The organism is Flavobacterium sp. TAB 87 (genome assembly GCF_001529295.1).
Taxonomy (GTDB): Bacteria; Bacteroidota; Bacteroidia; order Flavobacteriales; family Flavobacteriaceae; genus Flavobacterium.
In genome coordinates this window covers 562,490-583,078 of record NZ_LLWK01000038.1, presented here as the reverse complement: position 1 = coordinate 583,078, position 20,589 = coordinate 562,490, and the positions used below count along the sequence as shown (strand labels likewise).

Annotated in this window: 17 protein-coding genes; 9 read left to right on the top strand and 8 right to left on the bottom strand. The window is 36.0% G+C overall.

Annotated elements, in window-relative coordinates:
* Positions 1-116: 116 nt before the first annotated feature.
* Positions 117-662, top strand: a complete 546-nt coding sequence (locus AP058_RS14610) for a hypothetical protein (protein WP_066312491.1) — start codon at positions 117-119, stop codon at positions 660-662.
* Between the two features lie 149 nt (positions 663-811).
* On the opposite strand, the gene AP058_RS14605 is transcribed toward AP058_RS14610, so the two are convergent.
* Entirely contained in the window at positions 812-1,165 is a 354-nt protein-coding gene (locus AP058_RS14605; RefSeq protein ID WP_066312486.1) for a hypothetical protein, read from the bottom strand.
* Positions 1,166-1,178: 13 nt separating this feature from the next.
* The gene (locus AP058_RS14600) at positions 1,179-2,153 is read right to left on the bottom strand and encodes a polyprenyl synthetase family protein (RefSeq protein WP_066312485.1); all 975 of its coding nucleotides are present in this window, start codon (positions 2,151-2,153) and stop codon (positions 1,179-1,181) included.
* A 254-nt stretch (positions 2,154-2,407) separates the two neighbouring features.
* Here AP058_RS14600 and AP058_RS14595 point away from each other — a divergent pair, with 254 nt between their 5' ends.
* The 5 genes from AP058_RS14595 (at position 2,408) to AP058_RS14575 (ending at position 9,393) form a co-directional block, all read left to right on the top strand.
* Positions 2,408-2,929, top strand: coding sequence for a YceI family protein (locus AP058_RS14595; protein ID WP_066312483.1), 522 nt, complete (start codon positions 2,408-2,410; stop codon positions 2,927-2,929).
* Between the two features lie 151 nt (positions 2,930-3,080).
* Entirely contained in the window at positions 3,081-3,689 is a 609-nt protein-coding gene (locus tag AP058_RS14590) for a TetR/AcrR family transcriptional regulator (protein ID WP_066312480.1), read from the top strand.
* Positions 3,686-5,026, top strand: coding sequence for a TolC family protein (locus tag AP058_RS14585; RefSeq protein ID WP_066312477.1), 1,341 nt, complete (start codon positions 3,686-3,688; stop codon positions 5,024-5,026). The genes AP058_RS14590 and AP058_RS14585 overlap by 4 nt, the downstream gene beginning before the upstream one ends.
* A gap of 1 nt (position 5,027) precedes the next feature.
* Complete coding sequence (locus AP058_RS14580; RefSeq protein WP_066312476.1) at positions 5,028-6,092, top strand: efflux RND transporter periplasmic adaptor subunit; 1,065 nt, start codon at positions 5,028-5,030, stop codon at positions 6,090-6,092.
* A gap of 124 nt (positions 6,093-6,216) precedes the next feature.
* Positions 6,217-9,393: an efflux RND transporter permease subunit gene (locus tag AP058_RS14575; protein ID WP_066312473.1), complete on the top strand. Its 3,177-nt coding sequence runs from the start codon at positions 6,217-6,219 to the stop codon at positions 9,391-9,393.
* A gap of 172 nt (positions 9,394-9,565) precedes the next feature.
* On the opposite strand, the gene AP058_RS14570 is transcribed toward AP058_RS14575, so the two are convergent.
* The 3 genes from AP058_RS14570 to AP058_RS14560 form a co-directional block, all read right to left on the bottom strand.
* Complete coding sequence (locus AP058_RS14570; RefSeq protein ID WP_066312465.1) at positions 9,566-10,222, bottom strand: aspartate kinase; 657 nt, start codon at positions 10,220-10,222, stop codon at positions 9,566-9,568.
* Positions 10,223-10,340: 118 nt separating this feature from the next.
* Positions 10,341-10,700, bottom strand: a complete 360-nt coding sequence (locus AP058_RS14565; RefSeq protein ID WP_066312462.1) for a YraN family protein — start codon at positions 10,698-10,700, stop codon at positions 10,341-10,343.
* Between the two features lie 11 nt (positions 10,701-10,711).
* Positions 10,712-11,608 (bottom strand): LD-carboxypeptidase, encoded by an 897-nt coding sequence (locus AP058_RS14560; RefSeq protein WP_066313505.1) that lies wholly within the window; start codon positions 11,606-11,608, stop codon positions 10,712-10,714.
* Positions 11,609-11,849: 241 nt separating this feature from the next.
* Between AP058_RS14560 and AP058_RS14555 the strand changes: the two genes are divergently transcribed.
* Together AP058_RS14555 and AP058_RS14550 are read left to right on the top strand one after the other, a co-directional pair.
* The gene (locus tag AP058_RS14555; RefSeq protein WP_066312459.1) at positions 11,850-12,953 is read left to right on the top strand and encodes an endonuclease; all 1,104 of its coding nucleotides are present in this window, start codon (positions 11,850-11,852) and stop codon (positions 12,951-12,953) included.
* A gap of 90 nt (positions 12,954-13,043) precedes the next feature.
* Positions 13,044-13,583, top strand: coding sequence for a 3-hydroxyanthranilate 3,4-dioxygenase (locus tag AP058_RS14550; RefSeq protein WP_066312457.1), 540 nt, complete (start codon positions 13,044-13,046; stop codon positions 13,581-13,583).
* 114 nt (positions 13,584-13,697) lie between these two features.
* On the opposite strand, the gene AP058_RS14545 is transcribed toward AP058_RS14550, so the two are convergent.
* Entirely contained in the window at positions 13,698-14,657 is a 960-nt protein-coding gene (locus tag AP058_RS14545; RefSeq protein WP_066312452.1) for an MBL fold metallo-hydrolase, read from the bottom strand.
* Positions 14,658-14,814: 157 nt separating this feature from the next.
* Between AP058_RS14545 and AP058_RS14540 the strand changes: the two genes are divergently transcribed.
* Positions 14,815-16,368 carry an aldehyde dehydrogenase family protein gene (locus AP058_RS14540; RefSeq protein WP_066312451.1) on the top strand — a complete coding sequence of 518 codons (1,554 nt, stop codon included), beginning with the start codon at positions 14,815-14,817 and terminating at the stop codon, positions 16,366-16,368.
* Between the two features lie 66 nt (positions 16,369-16,434).
* Here AP058_RS14540 and mfd read toward each other — a convergent pair whose 3' ends face one another.
* Together mfd and AP058_RS14530 are read right to left on the bottom strand one after the other, a co-directional pair.
* Positions 16,435-19,800 carry a transcription-repair coupling factor gene (gene mfd, locus AP058_RS14535; RefSeq protein WP_066312450.1) on the bottom strand — a complete coding sequence of 1,122 codons (3,366 nt, stop codon included), beginning with the start codon at positions 19,798-19,800 and terminating at the stop codon, positions 16,435-16,437.
* On the bottom strand, positions 19,793-20,401 hold the full coding sequence (locus tag AP058_RS14530) for a hypothetical protein (protein WP_066312449.1): 609 nt from the start codon (positions 20,399-20,401) through the stop codon (positions 19,793-19,795). The genes mfd and AP058_RS14530 overlap by 8 nt, the downstream gene beginning before the upstream one ends.
* Positions 20,402-20,589: the final 188 nt, after the last annotated feature.

Sequence of the window (20,589 nt, the reverse complement as noted above, 5' to 3'; positions counted from 1 at the left end):
AATATTTAGTGAATATACTTTTTGTTAAATAGTTCGACAAAAGTACGACAATACAAATTATTTAAATCTCTTTTTTACTTACTTTTACGTAAAAATTTGTTAAAAACCATCTTGTTATGAAGAATACTCAAAGCTCAATCGTTTTCATAAATCTTTTTTGCATCGTTTTTCTATTATTTTCAGATACAACGATTGCGCAACAAAACAATCCGGCCATAAATCAAGGTCCTAATTTTTGGGATAAAGTGCAATTTGGAGGTGGCCTCGGCCTTAATATCGGCTCTGGATACACCGACATTACGGTCTCACCCAGTGCGATTTACAATATCAATCCAATTGTATCGGCGGGAGCTAGTTTATTGTTCGGCTATGTAAATACTGATTACTATAACTCTTTTTATTATGGAGGAAGTATTATCGGATTAGTTAATCCGATACCACAAGTGCAACTTTCTGCTGAATTAGAAGAAACTAGATTTAATACTACTTACGAGTTGGAGGGCGGAAATTTATCTGACAAATATTGGAACACCGCTTTATATTTAGGAGCAGGTTATAGAACTCAAAACATAACTGTAGGCGTTCGTTACGACGTTCTATACAATAAAGACAAAAGCATTTACGCCGAACCTTTTATGCCTTTTGTTAGGGTATATTTTTAAGTAAAACATAGAACTTAAAAGATCGAAAGCGTGGAAGATTTAAACTGTATTTTTCTTCGAGTCAAAGTATCTTAGAAAATATTGCGAAGCAGAAATCATTTGAATCAAAAACTACAACTCAAAAAATTCGAGTCTTTCTCAAAAAAAACCTACTTATAATGATTTCTAAACCACACTTTTTGCCATTCTCTTTTTAAAATTAAAAAAGCAACTTGCTCAGCAAGCAAAACTAAGTCTGAACCGTCCAGTTTTTTAATTTCAGCTTCGGAAACATCTATAATGTAGAGCAAATTTAAGTATTCGGCAAATTTATACTGAATCATTCGATACACCTTTTCGTGCAACTGAATTTTTAATTCGTCTGGAGCTATACTCAACGGAAAATCAATTCCCTCGTTAGCTAAATTAAAATCCTTGTTGAGTTGTTCTACTAAGCTTAAATACAAAGCAAGCTTTTCGGCTTCTTGCAATAAAAGATCGGTATTTTGGGGCGCTACAAACATCATACCTTCAGCGTTACACTTTACGTTTCATTAAATTTTTTCCAAAAGTCACCAAAATGGATTTCTTTTCTTCGGCGATTGTCATTTTTTTCAATGTTTCAAAAGCTTTCAAAGTATATTCTTCAATAGCTTCCTGAGTCATTTTTGAAGCACCAGATTCATTAAAAATTTCTTTTACGGCTTCTATCTTTTCCTCACTATTGTCCAATTGTACTCCAAAAAATCCTTTCAATTGCACTTTTTGACTCTCGCTAGAAAACTGCATGGCTTTAAGATACAAATAGGTCTTTTTATTTTCAATAATATCTCCTCCCACTTGCTTGCCAAAAGTTTCTGGATCACCAAATGCATCTAAATAATCGTCTTGCAACTGAAAAGCTAAACCTAAATTCAGACCGAATTCATAAATTAAATCAGCGTTTTCCTTAGTAGTATCTGCTACAATTGCTCCCATTTTTAAAGCTGCTGCCACTAAAACAGCCGTTTTATATTGAATCATCTGTAAATACTCGGGGATCGTAACATCATCACGAACTTCAAAGTCAACGTCTAATTGTTGTCCTTCGCAAACCTCTAATGCCGTTTTACTAAATAGTTTTGCAAGATCTCTAAAGATTACCGGTTCGTATTGTTCAAAGTACTGGTAAGCCAAGATTAGCATGGCATCTCCAGAAAGAATACCGGTGTTTAAATCCCATTTTTCATGAACCGTTACTTGTCCACGTCGCAACGGAGCGGCATCCATAATGTCATCATGCACTAAAGAAAAATTATGAAAAACCTCTACTGCCATCGCTGCTGGAAGTGCTTCTACATAAGAAATATCGAAAATTTCTGCGGCCATTAACGTCAAAACAGGACGCATGCGTTTTCCGCCAAGATGTAAAATATAATCAATTGGCATGTATAAGTTTTGAGGCTCTTTGGTAATGGATTGCTTTTTTAAATATTCTATAAAAAAGGATTGATAGTCCGTAATTGCGTACATAATTAAACTGGAGATTTTTTTGGATTCAAATATACAACTACCATCACAATAAAACGACATCAAATGTTGCTGTTTAGCACTCTTCTTCGAATGAAGATCAAGTATTGAAAAAAGGCAATAACAACAAAATAAAAAAATTTAGAAAAAACATTGGAAACTTTATTGGTGTTTAGAGTTTCCTTTCTATCTTTGCACCGTTGTTTTTTGTGAATAAACGCACAAACTACTAGATACCAATACTAAATTAGTTGTTTATGAAGACCAAATGGAAAATAAACCCAGCACAATCAGACGTTTTACTACAAAGTAGACACAACACGATTGGTTATTTGGCTGGAAACTCGAATACTTTTGCAGGTTATGTAGATTTTGACGGTAATGAAGTCGAAGATGCTTCTGTTGCCTTTTCAATGGGCAATAGTCTAAAGACAAATCGTAGAGAATCGGCTAAAAACTACATGCAATTGTTGGATCTATTCAACAATGACGAAGTGCCTGTATTGAGTTTTGAATCGACTTCTTTTCAAAAAATAAATAAAAATATCAACTTCTTTAAGGGGAACCTTACTATCAAAGATGTGACGCGAGTAGTAGAATTACAAGCAGAGTACATTGATTCGGATACCTACAATGGCAATAAAAAAGTTGCTTTTGAAATTACAGGAAACATCAATCGTCAAGACTTTGGTCTAATGAATAGTAACATGAGCACCAATAACGGATTTGCGATTGGAAAAGACATTCAATTCATTGCCAATTTCGAATTTAGTATCTAATTCATGAAAAAACAGAAAACTAGGTAAACTAAAATAGTTTCCTTCTTTAGTTTTAAGGGTCTTATAAAAAAATGGCCTATTAATAGACAATCGATTTGCTAGACATAAAAGGTTACAAACAACACCGAGAAAAAAAATAAACTCTATCTGTATGAAAGAAAAAATCATAGAAAAAGCTAGTGAACTATTTTTAAAATTAGGATTCAAAAGTGTCACTATGGATGATATTGCAGGAGAAATGTGTATTTCAAAGAAGACGATATACAAGTATTTCTGCAACAAAGAAAAATTGATCGAGCAAAGTACCGCACTGGTTCACGAACAGGTTCACTTTGTAATTGACACCATTGTTTCCAACAATCATAATGCGATTAGGGAAAATTTTGAGATTAGAAAGATGTTTAAAGAAATGTTTAAATCGTCAGATAGTTCTCCAATTTATCAGCTAAAGAAGCATTATCCAGAGATTTATCAAAACGTTTTAAGGGTAGAAATTGACGAATGTAAATCCTGCTTTTATGAAAATATTACTAAAGGAATAAATCAAGGATTATACCGCTCAGACATCAACATTGACTATTACGTTCGTTTTTATTACATCTTAATTTTTAACATCAATGAAAACACCAGTTCTGAAATTGAAGCTCGTAAAATAGAACTCGAAGCATTAGAATATCACACAAGAGCTATGGCCACGACTAAAGGAGTCGAAGAATTAGAAAAACAATTACACAATATATTTCAACAAATCAATTTATGAAAACAATAATGTCTCTTTTGGTCTTTGCGTTTGCCTTTACGCTGCAAGCACAAAACCCTAAAACGCTAACGCTTAAAGAAGCGATAAATTATGCGTTAGAAAATAAATCCGACGCTAAAAAAGCAAAATTACAAGTAGAAAATAGCGACTATCAAATTCAGGAAATTCGTGCTCGCGCTTTACCACAAATTTCAGCCAACGGAAGTTTAACTTACAATCCTGTCATTCAAACCACGGTTATTGATGGTTCAGGTTTTGGTGCTCCAGGAACTACAATTCAAGCTGCTTTTGGTCAAAAATGGAGTTCTGTCGCAGGTCTTTCTCTTAATCAAGCACTGTATGACCAATCGGTTTTTATCGGATTGAAAGCTGCAAAATCTACCAAAGAATTTTATCAGATCAATGCGCAATTAACGGAAGAGCAAGTGATTGAAAAAGTAGCTAATGCGTATTACCAAGTGTATGTTACCCGTGAAAAATTGAGTGTTTTAGATAATAATTTAAAAAACACCAACAAAATAAAAGACATTATTCAAGGACAATTTGATAATGGATTGGCTAAAAAAATTGATTTAGACCGTACTAGCGTTCGTCTTTCAAACATTACTACGCAGCGCCAGCAAACTTTAAATGCAGTTGCGCTACAGGAAAACGCGTTGAAGTTTTTGATGGGAATGCCAATTGAAACTGAAATTACGATTCCCGAAACCGAGTTCGAAGTGAGTGCCAACGTACTTTCAGAAAGACCCAACACAGCTAATCGATCAGAATATTTGTTGATGAAAAAGAACGAGCAACTTTTAGAATTCCAGAAAAAATCAGTGGAAGCGGCTTACTACCCAACACTTTCCTTATCTGGAAGCTACAACTATATTGGACAAGGTCCAGAAATGCCTTGGTTTAAAAAACCTTCACACGGCGTTTACTGGTCTGATTTCGCGGCTATTGGATTAAATTTACACGTTCCTATTTTTACCGGATTTGGAACTCGTGCCAGAGTTCGTCAGGCTGAAAATAAATTGGAATCTATAAAAGTAGATTTGGAAGATACCAAATTGGCTTTGGATTTTGAATACGACAATGCTAAAACTCAAATCGAAAACAGTTTAATTTCGATTAATAATCAAAAAGAAAATGCACAATTAGCACAAGAAGTTTTGACCAACACCAACAACAATTACGTTCAAGGATTGGCTTCATTAACTGATCTATTGGATGCCGAAAACGAATTGATAGCGGCTCAAAATAATTATACTACTGCTTTATTAGAATACAAACTAGCTGAAATTGCGCTAATTAAATCACAAGGAGAACTTAAAACATTAATAAATAACTAAAATGAAAAAGACAATACTTATAATAATCGCAATCGTTGCTTCCTTAGGTGTAATTGGTTACGTACTTACGAAAAACAAAGCAGAGAATAAAGCAAAAACAGATATTGTAGCCATAAAAAACGCATCGGTTTCTGTAAAAACTGCTACAGTTAAAACCGAAGGCGTTTCATTAGATTTTGTAGCCAACGGAAATTTTGAACCGATTCAAGAACTGACTTTCTCTGCAGAAAAATCAGGAAAAGTAATTCGCGTTTTGGCAAAAGAAGGTGATTACGTAAACGTAGGACAAACGTTAGTAATTGTTCGAAGTGACGTGATTAATGTAAACGCACAAACTGCTAAAGCAGCATACGACAATGCAAAATCTGATTATTCTCGCTACGAAAATGCTTTTAAAACAGGCGGTGTAACCAAACAACAACTGGATCAAGCAAAATTAGGCCTAACGAATGCACAAGCCAATCTTACACAGGCCAACATCAATGTAGGTGATACGCATTTAAAAGCGCCTATTAAAGGATTCATCAACAAAAAATACATTGAACCTGGTTCTATTTTGACAGGTATGCCTGCTACACCTTTATTCGACATTGTAAATGTTTCAAAATTAAAACTGAACGTGAATGTAAATGAAAACCAAGTAGCTAGTTTGAAAAAAGGAAATAAAGTAACGGTTTCATCAAGTGTGTTCCCTGACAAAACATTTTCGGGTACTATCACATTTATTGCTTCTAAAGCAGATGAAACATTAAATTTTCCAGTGGAAATCGAAATTGCAAACAACTCTGACAACAGTTTAAAAGCAGGAATGTACGGAACAGCTAGTTTTGGTTCACACCAAAAACAAGAATTAAAAGTTGTACCTAGAAATGCTTTTGTAGGTAGTGTGAGCAGCAATCAAATTTTTGTGGTAGAAAATGGTATTGCTAAATTGAAAAAAGTAACCGCTGGAAGAATCTTAGGAGATCAAGTCGAAATTGTCGATGGATTGTCTGATGGTGACATCGTGATTGTTACTGGACAAATTAACTTGCAAGATGGTAACGCAGTAGAGATTATTAAATAAAAGCAATTCAAGTGCCTAGTAATTAAATCTTAGTAATTCGCTACAGACTAAACTTCTGTTGAATACCATACGCTAATTACTACGTACTATTCCATACTCGCTCATCACTATTTAAAAGAAAAAAATGAAATTAGCCGAAATATCCATAAAACGTCCGTCGATTATAATTGTATTATTTACAATTTTGACACTTGGTGGACTCTTTAGTTATAGCCAACTTGGCTATGAACTGATTCCGAAATTTGAACAAAACGTAATTACAATTTCGACCATTTATCCTGGAGCTTCTCCAAGTGAGGTTGAAAATACAATTACCAAAAAAATGGAAGATGCGATTGCATCTCTAGAGAACATTAAAAAAATTGATTCTAAATCGTACGAAAGTTTATCGGTTGTGTCCATTTCTTTAACTTCTAATGCCAACGTTGATGTGTCGATGAACGATGCGCAGCGTAAAATAAATGCCATTATTAGCGACTTACCCGATGATGCCAAAACGCCTTCATTGAGTAAATTCTCGCTGAGTGATTTACCAATTATGACTATTGGAGCAAATGCAAAAATGGACGAAGCGACTTTTTACGATTTGATCGACAAAAAAGTAGCTCCCGTTTTATCGCGTGTTTCTGGTGTGGCACAAATTGATATTATTGGTGGTCAAGAACGTGAAATTCAGGTTAATCTTGATGCCGTAAAAATGCAAGGATACGGACTCTCTATTCCAGAAGTACAACAAAATATTTTAAGCTCAAACTTAGATTTTCCAACAGGAAACATTCAAACTCGTGATCAAAAAATCTTGATTCGTTTGGCTGGAAAATACAAAAATGTAGCTGAATTAAGAAATTTAGTAGTTTCTTCAAAAGGAGGCGTACAAATTCGTTTGGGCGACATTGCAGACGTGCAAGACTCGGAAAAAATTGCCGAGAAAATTTCGAGAGTAGATCAAAAAAGTGCGATTATCTTGCAAGTCATTAAACAATCGGATGCCAATGCGGTAGCCGTAAGTGAAGAATTGATTAAAAGTATCAAAAGTTTAGAGACCGATTATGCGACTAGTGGCTTGCACTTAAAAATTGCAAAAGACAGTACAATATATACGTTAGAAGCCGCTGACTCTGTAATTCACGATTTACTAATCGCTGTAATCTTAGTTGCTTTTGTGATGCTATTTTTCTTGCACAGTATTCGTAACTCGTTGATTGTAATGGTTTCGATTCCCGCTTCTCTTGTAGCTACTTTTATCGGAATTTATCTTTTAGGGTACACCTTAAACTTAATGAGTTTATTAGGATTGTCATTAGTGGTAGGTATTTTGGTCGATGATGCGATTGTGGTTTTAGAAAACATTTACAGGCACATGGAAATGGGTAAAAGCCGTGTTCGTGCCGCCTATGATGGTGCTGCAGAAATTGGAGGAACAGTAACGTCTATTACCTTAGTAATTGTCGTGGTATTTTTACCAATTGCAATGAGCTCTGGTTTGGTATCCAACATTATTACACAGTTTTGCGTCGTAGTAATTATCTCTACATTACTTTCTTTATTAGTGTCTTTTACCATTATCCCTTGGTTGTCTTCTCGTTTTGGAAAACTAGAACATATTGAAGGTAAAAATCTTTTTGGAAGAATAATTCTTGGTTTTGAAAAGCAATTAACTCGTTTTACCAACTGGGTTTCTAACTTGTTAACTTGGTGTTTAGATCACTACATCAAAACGATATTAGTTGTCCTTGTATTATTCTTCGGAACAATTTTTAGTTTGTTAGGTGGTGGCTTTATTGGTGGAGAGTTTTTTGCAAAATCAGATAGTGGAGAGTTTTTAGTTCAAATAGAACTACCCAAAGATGCTTCTCTAGAACAAACCAACTTTATGACTCAAAAAGCAGAAGCCTTTTTGAAAGCACAAGAATACGTGCAAAGTCAAATTACAATTGTAGGTCAAACTTCTGAAGGTATGGGAGCTGCACAAGCGACTGCCTACAAAGCAGAAATCAATGTAAAAATGATTGACCAATCTGAACGTACGGACGATGCTTCGGTTTATGCTGCAAAAATAAAGCGTGAACTAGAAAAAGAGTTGGTAGGTGCCAAAGTAAAAACGGTTCCTGTTGGTATTTTAGGAACGGCCGAAGATGCTACTCTTGGGTTAATTGTAACGGGACCTTCTACTGCAGAAGCCATGAAATTTGCTAAACTAGCAGAAGCTGAGTTGCGTTCTATTCCAGGTACAACAGAAATTAAACTTACGGTAGAAGATGGAAACCCAGAAGTAAACGTACAAGTAGACCGAGATAAAATGGCTGCGTTAGGTTTGAGTCTCCAAACAGTAGGTATGACTATGCAAACGGCCTATAGTGGTAACACTGATGGAAAGTTTAGAGCAGGTGAATACGAGTATGACATCAACATCAAGTACAACGCTTTTGATAGAAAAAGTATCGACGATGTAAATAATTTAGTTTTCATTAATAATGCTGGACAACAAATCAAATTATCTCAATTCGCGACAATTACTGAAGGTTCAGGTCCTAGCCAATTAGAGCGTAGAGACAAATCGGCTTCGGTAACTGTAAAAGGGCAAAACGTAGGGGTTGCTACTGGTACCGTTGTTTCTCAATGGCAAGAAAAAATAGACAAACTAGACAAACCAGTTGGAGTAAATTACATCTGGGGTGGTGATCAAGAAAACCAAAGTGAAGGTTTTGGTACTTTAGGAATTGCTTTGTTGGCTGCAATTATCTTGGTTTATCTAGTAATGGTTGGTTTATACGATAGTTTTGTACACCCGTTTGTAGTATTGTTTGCTATTCCGCTTTCATTTATTGGCGCATTATTGGCCTTAGCTTTGACTAACAATACATTAAATATATTTACAATTCTTGGTATCATCATGTTAATTGGTCTGGTGTGTAAGAATGCGATCATGCTGGTCGATTACACCAACCAACGAAGAGCAGAAGGAGAATCTATTAGAACAGCGCTAATTCAAGCGAATCACGCTCGTTTGCGTCCAATTTTAATGACTACAATTGCCATGGTATTTGGTATGTTACCAATTGCCTTAGCCTCTGGAGCTGGAGCAGAATGGAAAAATGGTTTGGCTTGGGTAATTATTGGTGGATTAATTTCGTCATTGTTCTTAACGTTAATCATCGTTCCTGTAATTTATGAAATTATGGAGAAGATCATTCACAAATTCTCTAAAGGAGAAAAAGTTGATTACGAAGCTGAAATGGTTGCCGATTATGAGCACACCGAATTAAGCGAAGATGGTTTCAATCCGAAGCATACGGTTTAAGACGGTTCTTAATCTGATATAAAAAAAGCCTGTTCATTAGTTTGAACAGGCTTTTTTATGATCTTAAAAGTCTTTATTGCTTTCAAATTTAGACTTCGCAAATAAATATTTATTACTTTAATTTACATACTTGAGATTTTTATTATTCTTCAAATCAAAAAATAATCTTCTTTTAGTTTTTTAAGTCTTTGATCACTTTAAAAGCAACATCTACTTGCCCTTCGCTCACTAAAATAGTAAATTCATTTGAAGTCGAAATTACCTCGTTAATGATTATTCCTTCCCAAGCCAAACGCTGAAAAATGAAATAATAAATTCCAGGCACTACGATATTTTCTTTTGGCAACTTAACCGTAATCGACGCCAAATTATCCAATTTCTGAATTAGTTTTTCACTCGAAAAATGTTTCTCTACCAAATTGTTGATACTGCTACTGACTACAATATTGGTTTCGTTTACCCCGCGAGAGGACGTATAAAAAATATCAGATAATACATTGATGTCTGAAATCAAATCGGCTTGTTTGTTTAATACTGTTTCTGATGCTGCAAAAGTATAATCGGTCAGTTCAGATCGAACGGTGATTTCGCCAATATTTTTAATCACTTTATTAATCTTGTGATTCAGTTTAAAATCCAATTCTTCTGTTAATCTTTTCAAAGACATTACGACAGCACCTTGCTTTACTTCTTTACCAAATTCACTTTCTAACTCGGTCATAATATTCCGTGACAACGAAGTCAAATTAATAATTCCAAGTGATAAGGCATTCAATAAAAAGGGTTTAGTTTTAATGTAGTTTTCTACAATTGAAGAAACAGTTTTCATGATTTTTTACTTTTTTAGGTTGTGTAATGGCTTGGCTAAGCAGCATTGATTTGTTATAAATCTTTACAAATATAAAATAAAAAACAATTTGTTACAAATATAACAATGAGAAAAATTGTTAAAAGTAAAAGAAGGCGTCTTCAAGGTGTTCAATCACAGTAGATTCAAGGGTTTTATGAATCGCAATAATATCAAAACGAATTTCATAATCTATTTCCCTATCGGATATGTAGGAATTTACAGCTCGAACAAGCAACTGTATCTTTTTAGAATTGACAAAATCTTGAGGCAAACCATAATCAAGCGTCGAGCGCGTCTTTACTTCTACAACCGCCAAAATATTTTCTTTGACTGCCAAAACATCAATCTCCGCTTTCTGAAAACGCCAATTGCGTTCTAAAATGGTATAGTCATTTTCAAGCAGAAAATCGACCGCAATTTGCTCTCCTAGTTTTCCTAATTCGTTATGATCAGCCATCAGTAACTCAATTATTCAAAAATCAACGTACTTCCTTGCGGTGTTACCTCGATAGTTGCTTTATTTCCCATAATTAATGCACGATTATCGCGGATATGTCCCGCTGGAAAATTAAAAATAATCGGAATATTATAAGGCTTTGTTATTTCTTCGACAATCTGCAAAGCATCTTTGCCCCACGGAATGTCATTGTCATTCATACGCGTCATTGATCCTACTACAATTCCTTTCAAATTTTCGAGGCAACCGTTTCGCTTCAAATTCATCATCATTCGATCAATGTGATACAAATACTCATCTAGATCTTCGATAAACAAAATTTTATCGTGACAGTCAATTGCAGACGGAGAGCCTAATAAACTATATAGAATAGACAAATTACCACCTACAATTTCACCACTACCTTTACCCATACGATTTTTAGGATCTGGTCCAATTTTGTATGACAACGGCTCACCAAAAAGTGCCTTGTGCATTGAACTCACCGCATCTGGAGTAGCTCTCGGAATAGTAACTGGCATAATACCATGAATCGATTTATAGCCCATGGTATTCAAATGATTGTGCAAAACCGTCACATCACTAAATCCAACGACCCATTTTGGCGATTGCTTGAATTTGCTGAAATCTAATAATTCTAACATCTTAACTGTTCCGTAACCTCCACGGACGCACCAAATAGCTTTAATATTTGGATTGTCCATTTGCTTCTGAAAATCATCAGCGCGTTGCTCATCGGTTCCTGCCAACTGATTTTTATCTAAACCAATGGTCGAACCAATCACAACTTCCAATCCCCAACTGTGTAATAAATCGCGAGTGGGTTGCAAATTATTATCTATATTTTTCCTCGCGGTTGCAACCAAAGCAACTGTATCGCCTTTTTGTAAATAAGCAGGTGTAATCATAATATGTTGGGTTTGAGCTTGAATGGCAGCACCTATTATAAACAGACAAAAACCAAAAAATAGTTTGTTTTGATTTAAAGTAAATGCCGATAAATTAAGAGAGTTTTTCACTGAATTAAAATTCTATATAAATAGTTTGAGTACGTAATGGTAACAAAGATAGCAATTTCAAAAATAAACGCTGTTGCCAAAACAGATTTTACTACTTTTGATTTTATAAGAAGTTTCTTAATTTAAAGTTATGCGTATCCCAATAAGAATTAAAATAGTACTGCTTTTGCTTTCCTCTTGTTTGCAGGCACAAGAAAAAAAATTCAACATTCACACCGTTGCGTTTTACAATTTCGAAAACCTTTTTGACACCATTAATGATCCCACAAAATTTGATGACGAATGGACTCCAAAAGGAGCGCAAAATTGGACCTCTGAAAAGTACAATCAAAAATTGATCAATCTAGCTCGCGTACTATCCGAAATCGGGAATTCCGACAATCCCAATGCGCCCACATTTATTGGCGGAGCAGAAATAGAAAACAGAATGGTTCTGGAAGATCTCATTCGACAACCCAAATTAAAAAAATTCGATTACGGCATCATCCACTTTGATTCTCCTGATAACCGTGGTATTGATGTTGCGCTGTTGTATCAAAAAAAATCCTTTCGTCCTATTACTTTTAGCGCAATTCCATTGCTTCTCTATAAAAAAGAGCAACCTCTAAAAGCAATAGAAAAAGATAAAGAATCAGACGAAGATCTAACTGAAGTTATAACTGAAAAAGCAAACCGAGTTTTCACACGAGATCAATTGCTAATTAGTGGTTTTTTAGAAAACGAAGAAATTCACCTCATCGTCAATCATTGGCCTTCGCGCTCTGGCGGCGAAAAAAGATCCAGTCCGTATCGCGAAGCCGCAGGTCTTTTAAACCGAAAAATAATCGATTCCTTACAAGGTATTAATCCCAAAGCCAAAATAATAACCATGGGTGACATGAACGATTCTCCATTTAACAAAAGCATCAAAAATGCGCTGCAAGCCAAAGCAAACAAACAAGAAGTTCCCGAATTTGGGCTCTTCAATCCTTTCGAAAATAAAGCCAATAAAGGTTTAGGAACCATCGCTTTTCGGGATTCATGGGATATTTTTGATCAAATTATATTTACGGAATCCTTGTTACAAAAAGAATTCTCTTCGTACCAATTCTGGAAAGCTGGCATTTACAGCCCCACTTATTTGATTCAACAAAATGGTGCGTACAAAGGATATCCGCTGCGGCATTCGGCCACTGAAGTTGGTTTTAGCGATCACTTTGCCGTATATATTTATTTGATTAAAGAAATAAAATAGTCCTATTTTTCCTTTTCAGTTAACGCGACAAACCACAACCCAAACAAAAACTTTTCGCTAAATTAGCCACATTAACTAACTACTACAAAAATGGCAATTGCAAAACCCTTCAACCTCAACAACTGGTTAGATGAAAATCGTGATCTATTAAAACCACCCGTTGGCAATAAAAACTTATATACCGAATCGGATGATTTTATTGTCATGGTTGTTGCCGGTCCAAATGCCCGCAAAGACTACCACTACAATGAAACCGAAGAATTATTTTACCAGCTTGAAGGTAGTATTACGGTAATTATTCAAGAAAATGGGGAGCGCAAAGAAATGCAACTGAATGCTGGCGACATGTATTTGCATCCCGCCAAAATTCCGCATTCTCCCGTTCGTTCCGCAGGTTCCATCGGTTTAGTAATCGAGCGCAAACGTGCCGGAAAAGGACATACCGACGGTTTACTTTGGCACTGCGACCATTGCAATCATAAATTATACGAAGTGTTTTTTGAACCCAAAGACATCGAAAAAGATTTCTTGCCTCATTTTGAACATTTTTACAATTCAGAACAGCTGCGAACGTGCGATAAATGCGGAACAGTTATGGAAACTGATCCAAGATTCGTAGCCAAAAAATAGTTTAATTAGAAGCTGTTCCTGCTATCCGCTATATCTTTTGTCCCGAAAAAAATCGGGACAAAAGGATGCCGCTGCTATCAGGGCTAGGGATTCGGTTGCAATCTGATGTTTTTTTTATAACTCCATTCTCTTTCCTTGCTCCGGAAAAATCAAATCAAGCTCCAACACATTTTCCGCTTTCAATTGTTCTTTTATCTTTTCCATAGATTCTGTTGGTGGCTTCAAGTGCGTGATAATTAACTTGAGTCCTTTCATGTCTTTTTTGCTTGTTAGTTTGCGCAATTCATTCATTTCGTACATCAGCCATTTTGGGGTTAAATGCCCAAACAACGATTGATCTGATTGCTCATTCGGAAAAGACGTTTCGATACAAATCGCTCGCAGTTGCTTAGTTTTTATCAAAGGTGCAACCGCTTGCCACAATTCCTTCAGATCGGTACTTTTCTCAACTAAATCTGGTCCTGTATCGCCCAAATACAACACATAATCCTGATCATTTCGCACTAAAAAGGCGCTACTTTCAAACGGATTTACGTGACTCAGTTTAAACGCTTGTACGGTCATCGTGGTATTAGTCAATTCTATTTCCTTCTGCAAAGGTAAAGTTTGAAAATGGTATTTCTTTAGCTGAAACCCCGGCCCTTCATCGCCAAAATTAGCCCACGTTTCTCCATTAAAATAATGCTTTTGCATCATTTGCATACAGTCTTTTGTAGCATATACTGTTTTGGAAGCATCTGCGGGAGACGTAATAATTAATCCCGAAACATGATCCAAATGCGCGTGCGAAATCAAATAGCCTTTAATGTAATTTTGCAATACTTCAAAAGCAGGAACATCAAAAACTTTGTTGGCTATCGCTTTTTCAATTCCGGCATAAACCGTTCCGGCATCCAAACAAATAAAATCACTACTATTAATTGGCGCCAGTAAATACGACGACAAATTAGATTCGTCAATACCTCCTCGTACGCCCAACGGAACCAATTGAAATGCGGGTTTTTGACTTTCTTGCGACCAACAAAAAGTAGTCGTTACACAAAACACCAAAACCAAACGTAGTATATTTTTCATAAGAACTTCTTTTAAAATAATTCGAGAGTACAAAAATAACGTCTTCGTTTGAATTGCACTAACTTTACAAAACAATCCTCAAATAAGCACCTTTTGCAATTCAACTTGGAATTGTATATTTACATAAAATATAACATTTTAACCAAAAAAAGTTACAATGACAACAATCTCAGAACAATTCGGAATTAAAGAAGCGCTCGATCAATTGGGCATTCAACCTATAAACGAAGGAACTTCAACAGGAAACCACCATTTCTCTTCCGGAGCAATTCTTCCTAGTTATTCTCCTGTAGATGGGCAGCTTATTGCTTCGGTAAAAACCAGCACCGAGGCCGATTATCAAAAAGTGTTAGCGGCAGCGACCGACGCTTTTCAAACGTTCCGATTGATGCCCGCACCACAGCGTGGCGAAATTGTACGTCAGTTTGGCGAAAAATTACGTCAAAACAAACAAGCATTAGGCAAACTCGTTTCGTATGAAATGGGAAAATCGTTGCAAGAAGGCTATGGCGAAGTTCAAGAGATGATCGACATTTGCGATTTTGCCGTTGGATTGTCGCGACAGTTGCACGGTCTGACCATGCACTCAGAACGTCCGGGTCACCGCATGTACGAACAATACCATTCGCTAGGCATTGTTGGTATTATTTCAGCTTTTAACTTCCCCGTTGCAGTTTGGGCATGGAACACAACATTGGCTTGGATCTGTGGTGACGTATGTGTCTGGAAACCCTCTGAAAAAACACCGTTGTGCGGCATCGCCTGTCAAAATATTATTGCCCAAGTTTTAAAAGAAAATAATTTACCCGAAGGAATTTCAGGATTACTTACGGGCGACCACAAAATTGGAGAATTACTGACCAACGACACCCGAATTCCGTTAATTTCGGCTACAGGATCTACTCGAATGGGTAAAATTGTAGCGCAAGCTGTTGCGGGACGTTTGGGAAGATCTTTATTAGAATTAGGCGGAAACAATGCCATAATTGTAACACCCGATGCCGATATTAAAATGACTGTAATTGGTGCTGTTTTCGGCGCTGTGGGAACTGCAGGACAACGTTGTACCTCAACACGCCGCTTAATCATTCACGAAAGCATGTATGACAAAGTAAAAGAAGCTTTGGTTACCGCTTACAAACAACTCCGCATCGGAAATCCTTTAGACGAAAACAATCACGTTGGACCCGTTATCGACAAACATGCCGTAGAAATGTATGCCATAGCACTTTCAAAAGTAGTAGCAGAAGGCGGAAAGTTAGTCGTGGAAGGCGGTTTACTTACCGGTAAAGGTTTTGAAAGCGGTTGTTATGTAAAGCCAGCGATTGCAGAAGCTGACAACTCTTTTGCTATTGTGCAACACGAAACATTTGCTCCTATCTTATACCTTTTAAAATATACTGGAGAGATTGACAATGCGATTGCAATTCAAAATGGAGTCGGTCAAGGTTTATCTTCGGCAATCATGACCAACAATTTACGTGACGCAGAGCATTTCCTTTCAGTAGTTGGTTCAGATTGTGGAATTGCGAATGTAAACATCGGAACGTCGGGCGCAGAAATTGGTGGTGCTTTTGGAGGCGAAAAAGAAACCGGCGGTGGTAGAGAATCCGGTTCTGATGCCTGGAAAGTATACATGCGTCGTCAAACCAATACAATTAATTACACCACGAGTTTGCCTTTGGCACAAGGAATTAAATTTGATTTGTAAAAGCTGAATTCCACATCATAAAAAAAGCCCAACTTTAACTCTAAAGTTGGGCTTTTCTCAGTTGTATTATTCTTCAAACAACTGCATTTGCTGCAACGCTTTATTAATCGATTTTACATGATCAAAAGTCAATAACAAGCGCAAACCATTTACCGTTTGTTTTTCTTTCATTTTACAAATATTGGCATGTTTTTGAATAAAAGCAAGGACCTCTTTAAATCGAGCCGATTGATAATAAGCCGATTGCTGATCGGAGACAAAATAGCAAATCAATTTGCCTTGCTTCATCACTACTTTTTCGATTCCCATTCGGATGGCAATCCATTTGATGCGAATACTATTCAGTAAAGAAACCGCTTCTTTGGGTAGCGGACCAAAACGGTCTATTAGTTTTTGTTCATATGCTTTCAGTCCTACTTCGTCTTTAATAGCACCTAATTCATTGTACAACATCAAACGCTCAGTCACACTATTGATATATTCATCTGGAAAAAGCAGTTCAAAATCAGTATCAAATTGCAGGTCTTTGACGTATTTTTTGGTGTCAATATTATTCTCTTCCGGATACAAATCTTTAAACTCGTTTTCTTTTAATTCGTCTAAAGCTTCATTCATGATTTTTTGGTAGGTATCAAAACCAATTTCATTAATAAAGCCACTTTGTTCACCACCCAACAAATCACCCGCACCACGAATTTCTAAATCTTTCATGGCAATATTAAATCCGCTTCCCAATTCGCTAAATTGCTCTAATGCCTGAATACGTTTTCGTGCTTCTTCGGTCATAACCGAATACGGCGGACAAATAAAATAACAAAATGCTTTTTTATTACTTCTTCCTACTCGACCACGCATTTGGTGCAAGTCAGACAATCCGAAATTATTGGCATTGTTAATGAAAATCGTATTCGCATTTGGTACATCTAAACCACTTTCGATAATAGTTGTAGCTACCAGAACATCAAATTCACCATTCATAAAAGCCAACATTAATTCTTCGAGTTTTTTACCGTCCATCTGTCCGTGACCAATTCCGACTTTGGCATCGGGAACCAAACGCTGAATCATTCCAGCCACCTCTTTAATATTTTCGATTCGATTATTAATGAAATACACTTGACCGTTTCTTTGTATTTCATACGAAATCGCATCGCGAATTACTTCTTCACTAAAACCAACCACATTCGTCTCTATCGGATAACGATTGGGTGGCGGCGTTGTAATTACCGATAAATCGCGCGCGGCCATCAATGAAAATTGCAATGTTCTCGGAATTGGAGTTGCCGTTAACGTTAACGTATCCACATTGGCAGCTATCGTTTTCAGTTTGTCTTTAACGTTGACTCCAAATTTTTGTTCTTCATCGACAATCAACAGTCCTAAATCTTTAAAGACTACATTCTTACTCACTAATTGATGGGTTCCTATCAAAATATCTAATTTACCATCAGCTAAATCTTTCAGCGTTTCAGCTTTTTGTTTGGCAGTTCTAAAACGATTCAAATAACCAATAGTCACTGGCATATCTTTCAACCGTTCTGAAAATGTTCTAAAATGTTGGTACGCCAAAATCGTAGTTGGTACCAAAACTGCTACTTGTTTGCTGTTATCCACTGCTTTAAAGGCAGCACGAATCGCCACTTCGGTTTTACCAAAACCAACGTCACCACAAACCAAACGGTCCATTGGTCGATCGCTTTCCATATCGGCTTTTACTTCGGCAGTCGATTTGGTCTGGTCGGGCGTATCTTCATAAATAAAGGAACTTTCTAACTCATTTTGCAAGTAACTGTCTGGTGCAAATTGAAATCCTTTGTCTAATCTGCGTTTGGCGTACAATTGTATTAAATTGAACGCAATATGTTTGACTCTCGCCTTGGTTTTTTGTTTTAAAACCTTCCAAGCATTTGAACCTAGTTTATAAATTTTAGGTGGCGTTCCGTCTTTTCCGTTGTATTTGGATATTTTATGAAGGGAATGAATACTTACATAAACGATATCATTATCGGCATAAACCAATTTGATCGCTTCTTGTGTTTTGCCTTCGACTTGTATTTTTTGCAAACCACCAAATCGCCCAATTCCGTGATCAATGTGCGTTACATAATCACCAACAGCTAACGAAGTCAGTTCCTTTAAAGTAATATTTTGCTTTTTTGAATAGCCGTTTTTAATGTTGAATTTATGATATCGCTCAAAAATTTGATGGTCCGTATAACACGTAATCTGATTTTCTTCGTCAATAAATCCTTGATACAAAGGCAAAACGACGGTGTGGTACTGTTTTCTGATGTTTTCAGAATTGGCTTCATCCAAAGTGGCAAAAATATCATGAAAGCGCTTGGCCTGATTTTCATTGGAACACAACAAATAATTTTTGTATCCATTAAAATGATTGTCGCTCAAATTATTGAGTAACAAATCAAATTGCTTATTAAACGAAGGTTGTGGTTGAAAATGAAATTCGAACGTTTTGGTCGTTCTGAAAATTGGTTTCACGGCCAACTCGACTACCGAAAAATCCAATGCTTTTTTAATAAACGCAGATTGATTGATAAACAATTGCTCTGGACTTGCTTGCTTGATTTCGCCATTTAATTTCGAAAAAGCTTCTTCGGCACGAACAAACAATCGGTCCAGTTGCGATAAAAAATCATCCGTATTTTGAATAAAAATAACCGTTTGAGCCGAAATGTAATTCAAAAAACTTTCTCTGCTTTCTTGCAGTAATTTATTCTCAACATTCGGAATAATCGCAATCTTCTTTTTTGTTTCAACCGACAATTGCGTTTCTACATCAAAAGCACGGATCGACTCTACCTCATTTCCGAAAAATTCGATTCGGTACGGATTATCATTCGAAAAAGAAAAAACATCGACAATTCCACCTCGTACTGAAAATTCTCCAGGTTCGGTTATAAAATCAACCCTTTTAAATTCGTATTCAAACAACACTTCATTAATAAAGTCGATCGAAATTTTATCACCCACCGAAACTTTCAGTGTGTTTTTATCCAATTCCTTGCGGGTCACTACTTTTTCAGAAAGCGCTTCGGGATAGGTTACAATTACAGCTGGTTTTTTACGCGAATTGATTCGGTTTAAAACTTCAGCTCGTAGTAATACATTGGCATTGTCTGTTTCTTCAATTTGGTACGGACGTCGATACGATGCGGGATAAAACAACACATTATCTTCGCCTATAATTTGCTCGAGATCATTTAAGTAATAAGCTGCTTCTTCTTTATTTTGAAGAACAATTAGAAAAGGCAGTTCCGTTTTAAGAAACAACGATCGAATCTGTAAAGACAATGCAGAACCCAGCAAGCCATTCAAATGCAATTTTAGTTCCGGCTGCTCTTTTAACAAAGTAGCTATTTGCGCCGTTTTCGGGGCTTTATCGTAGGTGGTATATAAGGCAGATTTACTCAATTCTCGGTCTATTTTGGTCTATTAGTGGATCATTTGGAATGGCACGAACAGTGTCTTTTAGCATTTTCATTAACTCGGATTCTCCTTCTTCTTGCGGAATTGTATTGACTATTACAATTTTATCCATTTGTCGTTGCAGCGAAACCAATTCTTTATTGATGTCACCAATTAAGAATGTTACTTTTTCATCTGGAATTTTATCTAAATGGATGAATAAATCCATCATTTTTATTTTGGTTACCAAAACAGAAATACGGCTTTTTATGGCGGGAATATTAAATTGCTCTGGAATGTTTTCGGTCAACGCATCTGCTTTTTTTGCAATTGCTGTTGATTTTTTTTGAAAAGCTCCAATTGTCTTTTGAGGTTTTCCGCCCAATTCATTCAAAAACAAACGCCATTCGGACCAAGACGAAGCATTTTCTTCTGCAACTTCATTGATTGGCTCGTTATAAAAAGTCCAGCTTTTATTGATATTATCAAAAATAACTTCTTTGCGCTTGGCTTCTTTTTTATTTTCGGCTGCACGCTTTTCATCTTGATTTTGACAAGAATTTAGCACCAAAAGTAAAGCAAGCAGACAGACTCCTCTATAATTCATAGGTTTCGACATTAAGCCACAAAGTTACGAAGTAATTTTACATTTTTAATAAGCTGTTCTAAATTGTCTTTTTGCAGAAAATATTTACTTTTAAAATACAAAATTCACAAAAACACTTACTTTTTTTAGGTGATAAATAAATTATGTGTCATAAAAAACCAATATGTTTACGTAATCGTTATATTTGC

What these genes read in the sequence shown, in the direction of transcription:
- AP058_RS14610 (WP_066312491.1), top strand. Translation starts at nt 117, where the DNA reads ATGAAGAATACTCAAAGCTCAATCGTTTTCATAAATCTTTTTTGCATC.
- AP058_RS14605 (WP_066312486.1), bottom strand. Translation starts at nt 1,165, where the DNA reads ATGTTTGTAGCGCCCCAAAATACCGATCTTTTATTGCAAGAAGCCGAA.
- AP058_RS14600 (WP_066312485.1), bottom strand. Translation starts at nt 2,153, where the DNA reads ATGTACGCAATTACGGACTATCAATCCTTTTTTATAGAATATTTAAAA.
- AP058_RS14595 (WP_066312483.1), top strand. Translation starts at nt 2,408, where the DNA reads ATGAAGACCAAATGGAAAATAAACCCAGCACAATCAGACGTTTTACTA.
- AP058_RS14590 (WP_066312480.1), top strand. Translation starts at nt 3,081, where the DNA reads ATGAAAGAAAAAATCATAGAAAAAGCTAGTGAACTATTTTTAAAATTA.
- AP058_RS14585 (WP_066312477.1), top strand. Translation starts at nt 3,686, where the DNA reads ATGAAAACAATAATGTCTCTTTTGGTCTTTGCGTTTGCCTTTACGCTG.
- AP058_RS14580 (WP_066312476.1), top strand. Translation starts at nt 5,028, where the DNA reads ATGAAAAAGACAATACTTATAATAATCGCAATCGTTGCTTCCTTAGGT.
- AP058_RS14575 (WP_066312473.1), top strand. Translation starts at nt 6,217, where the DNA reads ATGAAATTAGCCGAAATATCCATAAAACGTCCGTCGATTATAATTGTA.
- AP058_RS14570 (WP_066312465.1), bottom strand. Translation starts at nt 10,222, where the DNA reads ATGAAAACTGTTTCTTCAATTGTAGAAAACTACATTAAAACTAAACCC.
- AP058_RS14565 (WP_066312462.1), bottom strand. Translation starts at nt 10,700, where the DNA reads ATGGCTGATCATAACGAATTAGGAAAACTAGGAGAGCAAATTGCGGTC.
- AP058_RS14560 (WP_066313505.1), bottom strand. Translation starts at nt 11,608, where the DNA reads ATGATTACACCTGCTTATTTACAAAAAGGCGATACAGTTGCTTTGGTT.
- AP058_RS14555 (WP_066312459.1), top strand. Translation starts at nt 11,850, where the DNA reads ATGCGTATCCCAATAAGAATTAAAATAGTACTGCTTTTGCTTTCCTCT.
- AP058_RS14550 (WP_066312457.1), top strand. Translation starts at nt 13,044, where the DNA reads ATGGCAATTGCAAAACCCTTCAACCTCAACAACTGGTTAGATGAAAAT.
- AP058_RS14545 (WP_066312452.1), bottom strand. Translation starts at nt 14,657, where the DNA reads ATGAAAAATATACTACGTTTGGTTTTGGTGTTTTGTGTAACGACTACT.
- AP058_RS14540 (WP_066312451.1), top strand. Translation starts at nt 14,815, where the DNA reads ATGACAACAATCTCAGAACAATTCGGAATTAAAGAAGCGCTCGATCAA.
- AP058_RS14530 (WP_066312449.1), bottom strand. Translation starts at nt 20,401, where the DNA reads ATGAATTATAGAGGAGTCTGTCTGCTTGCTTTACTTTTGGTGCTAAAT.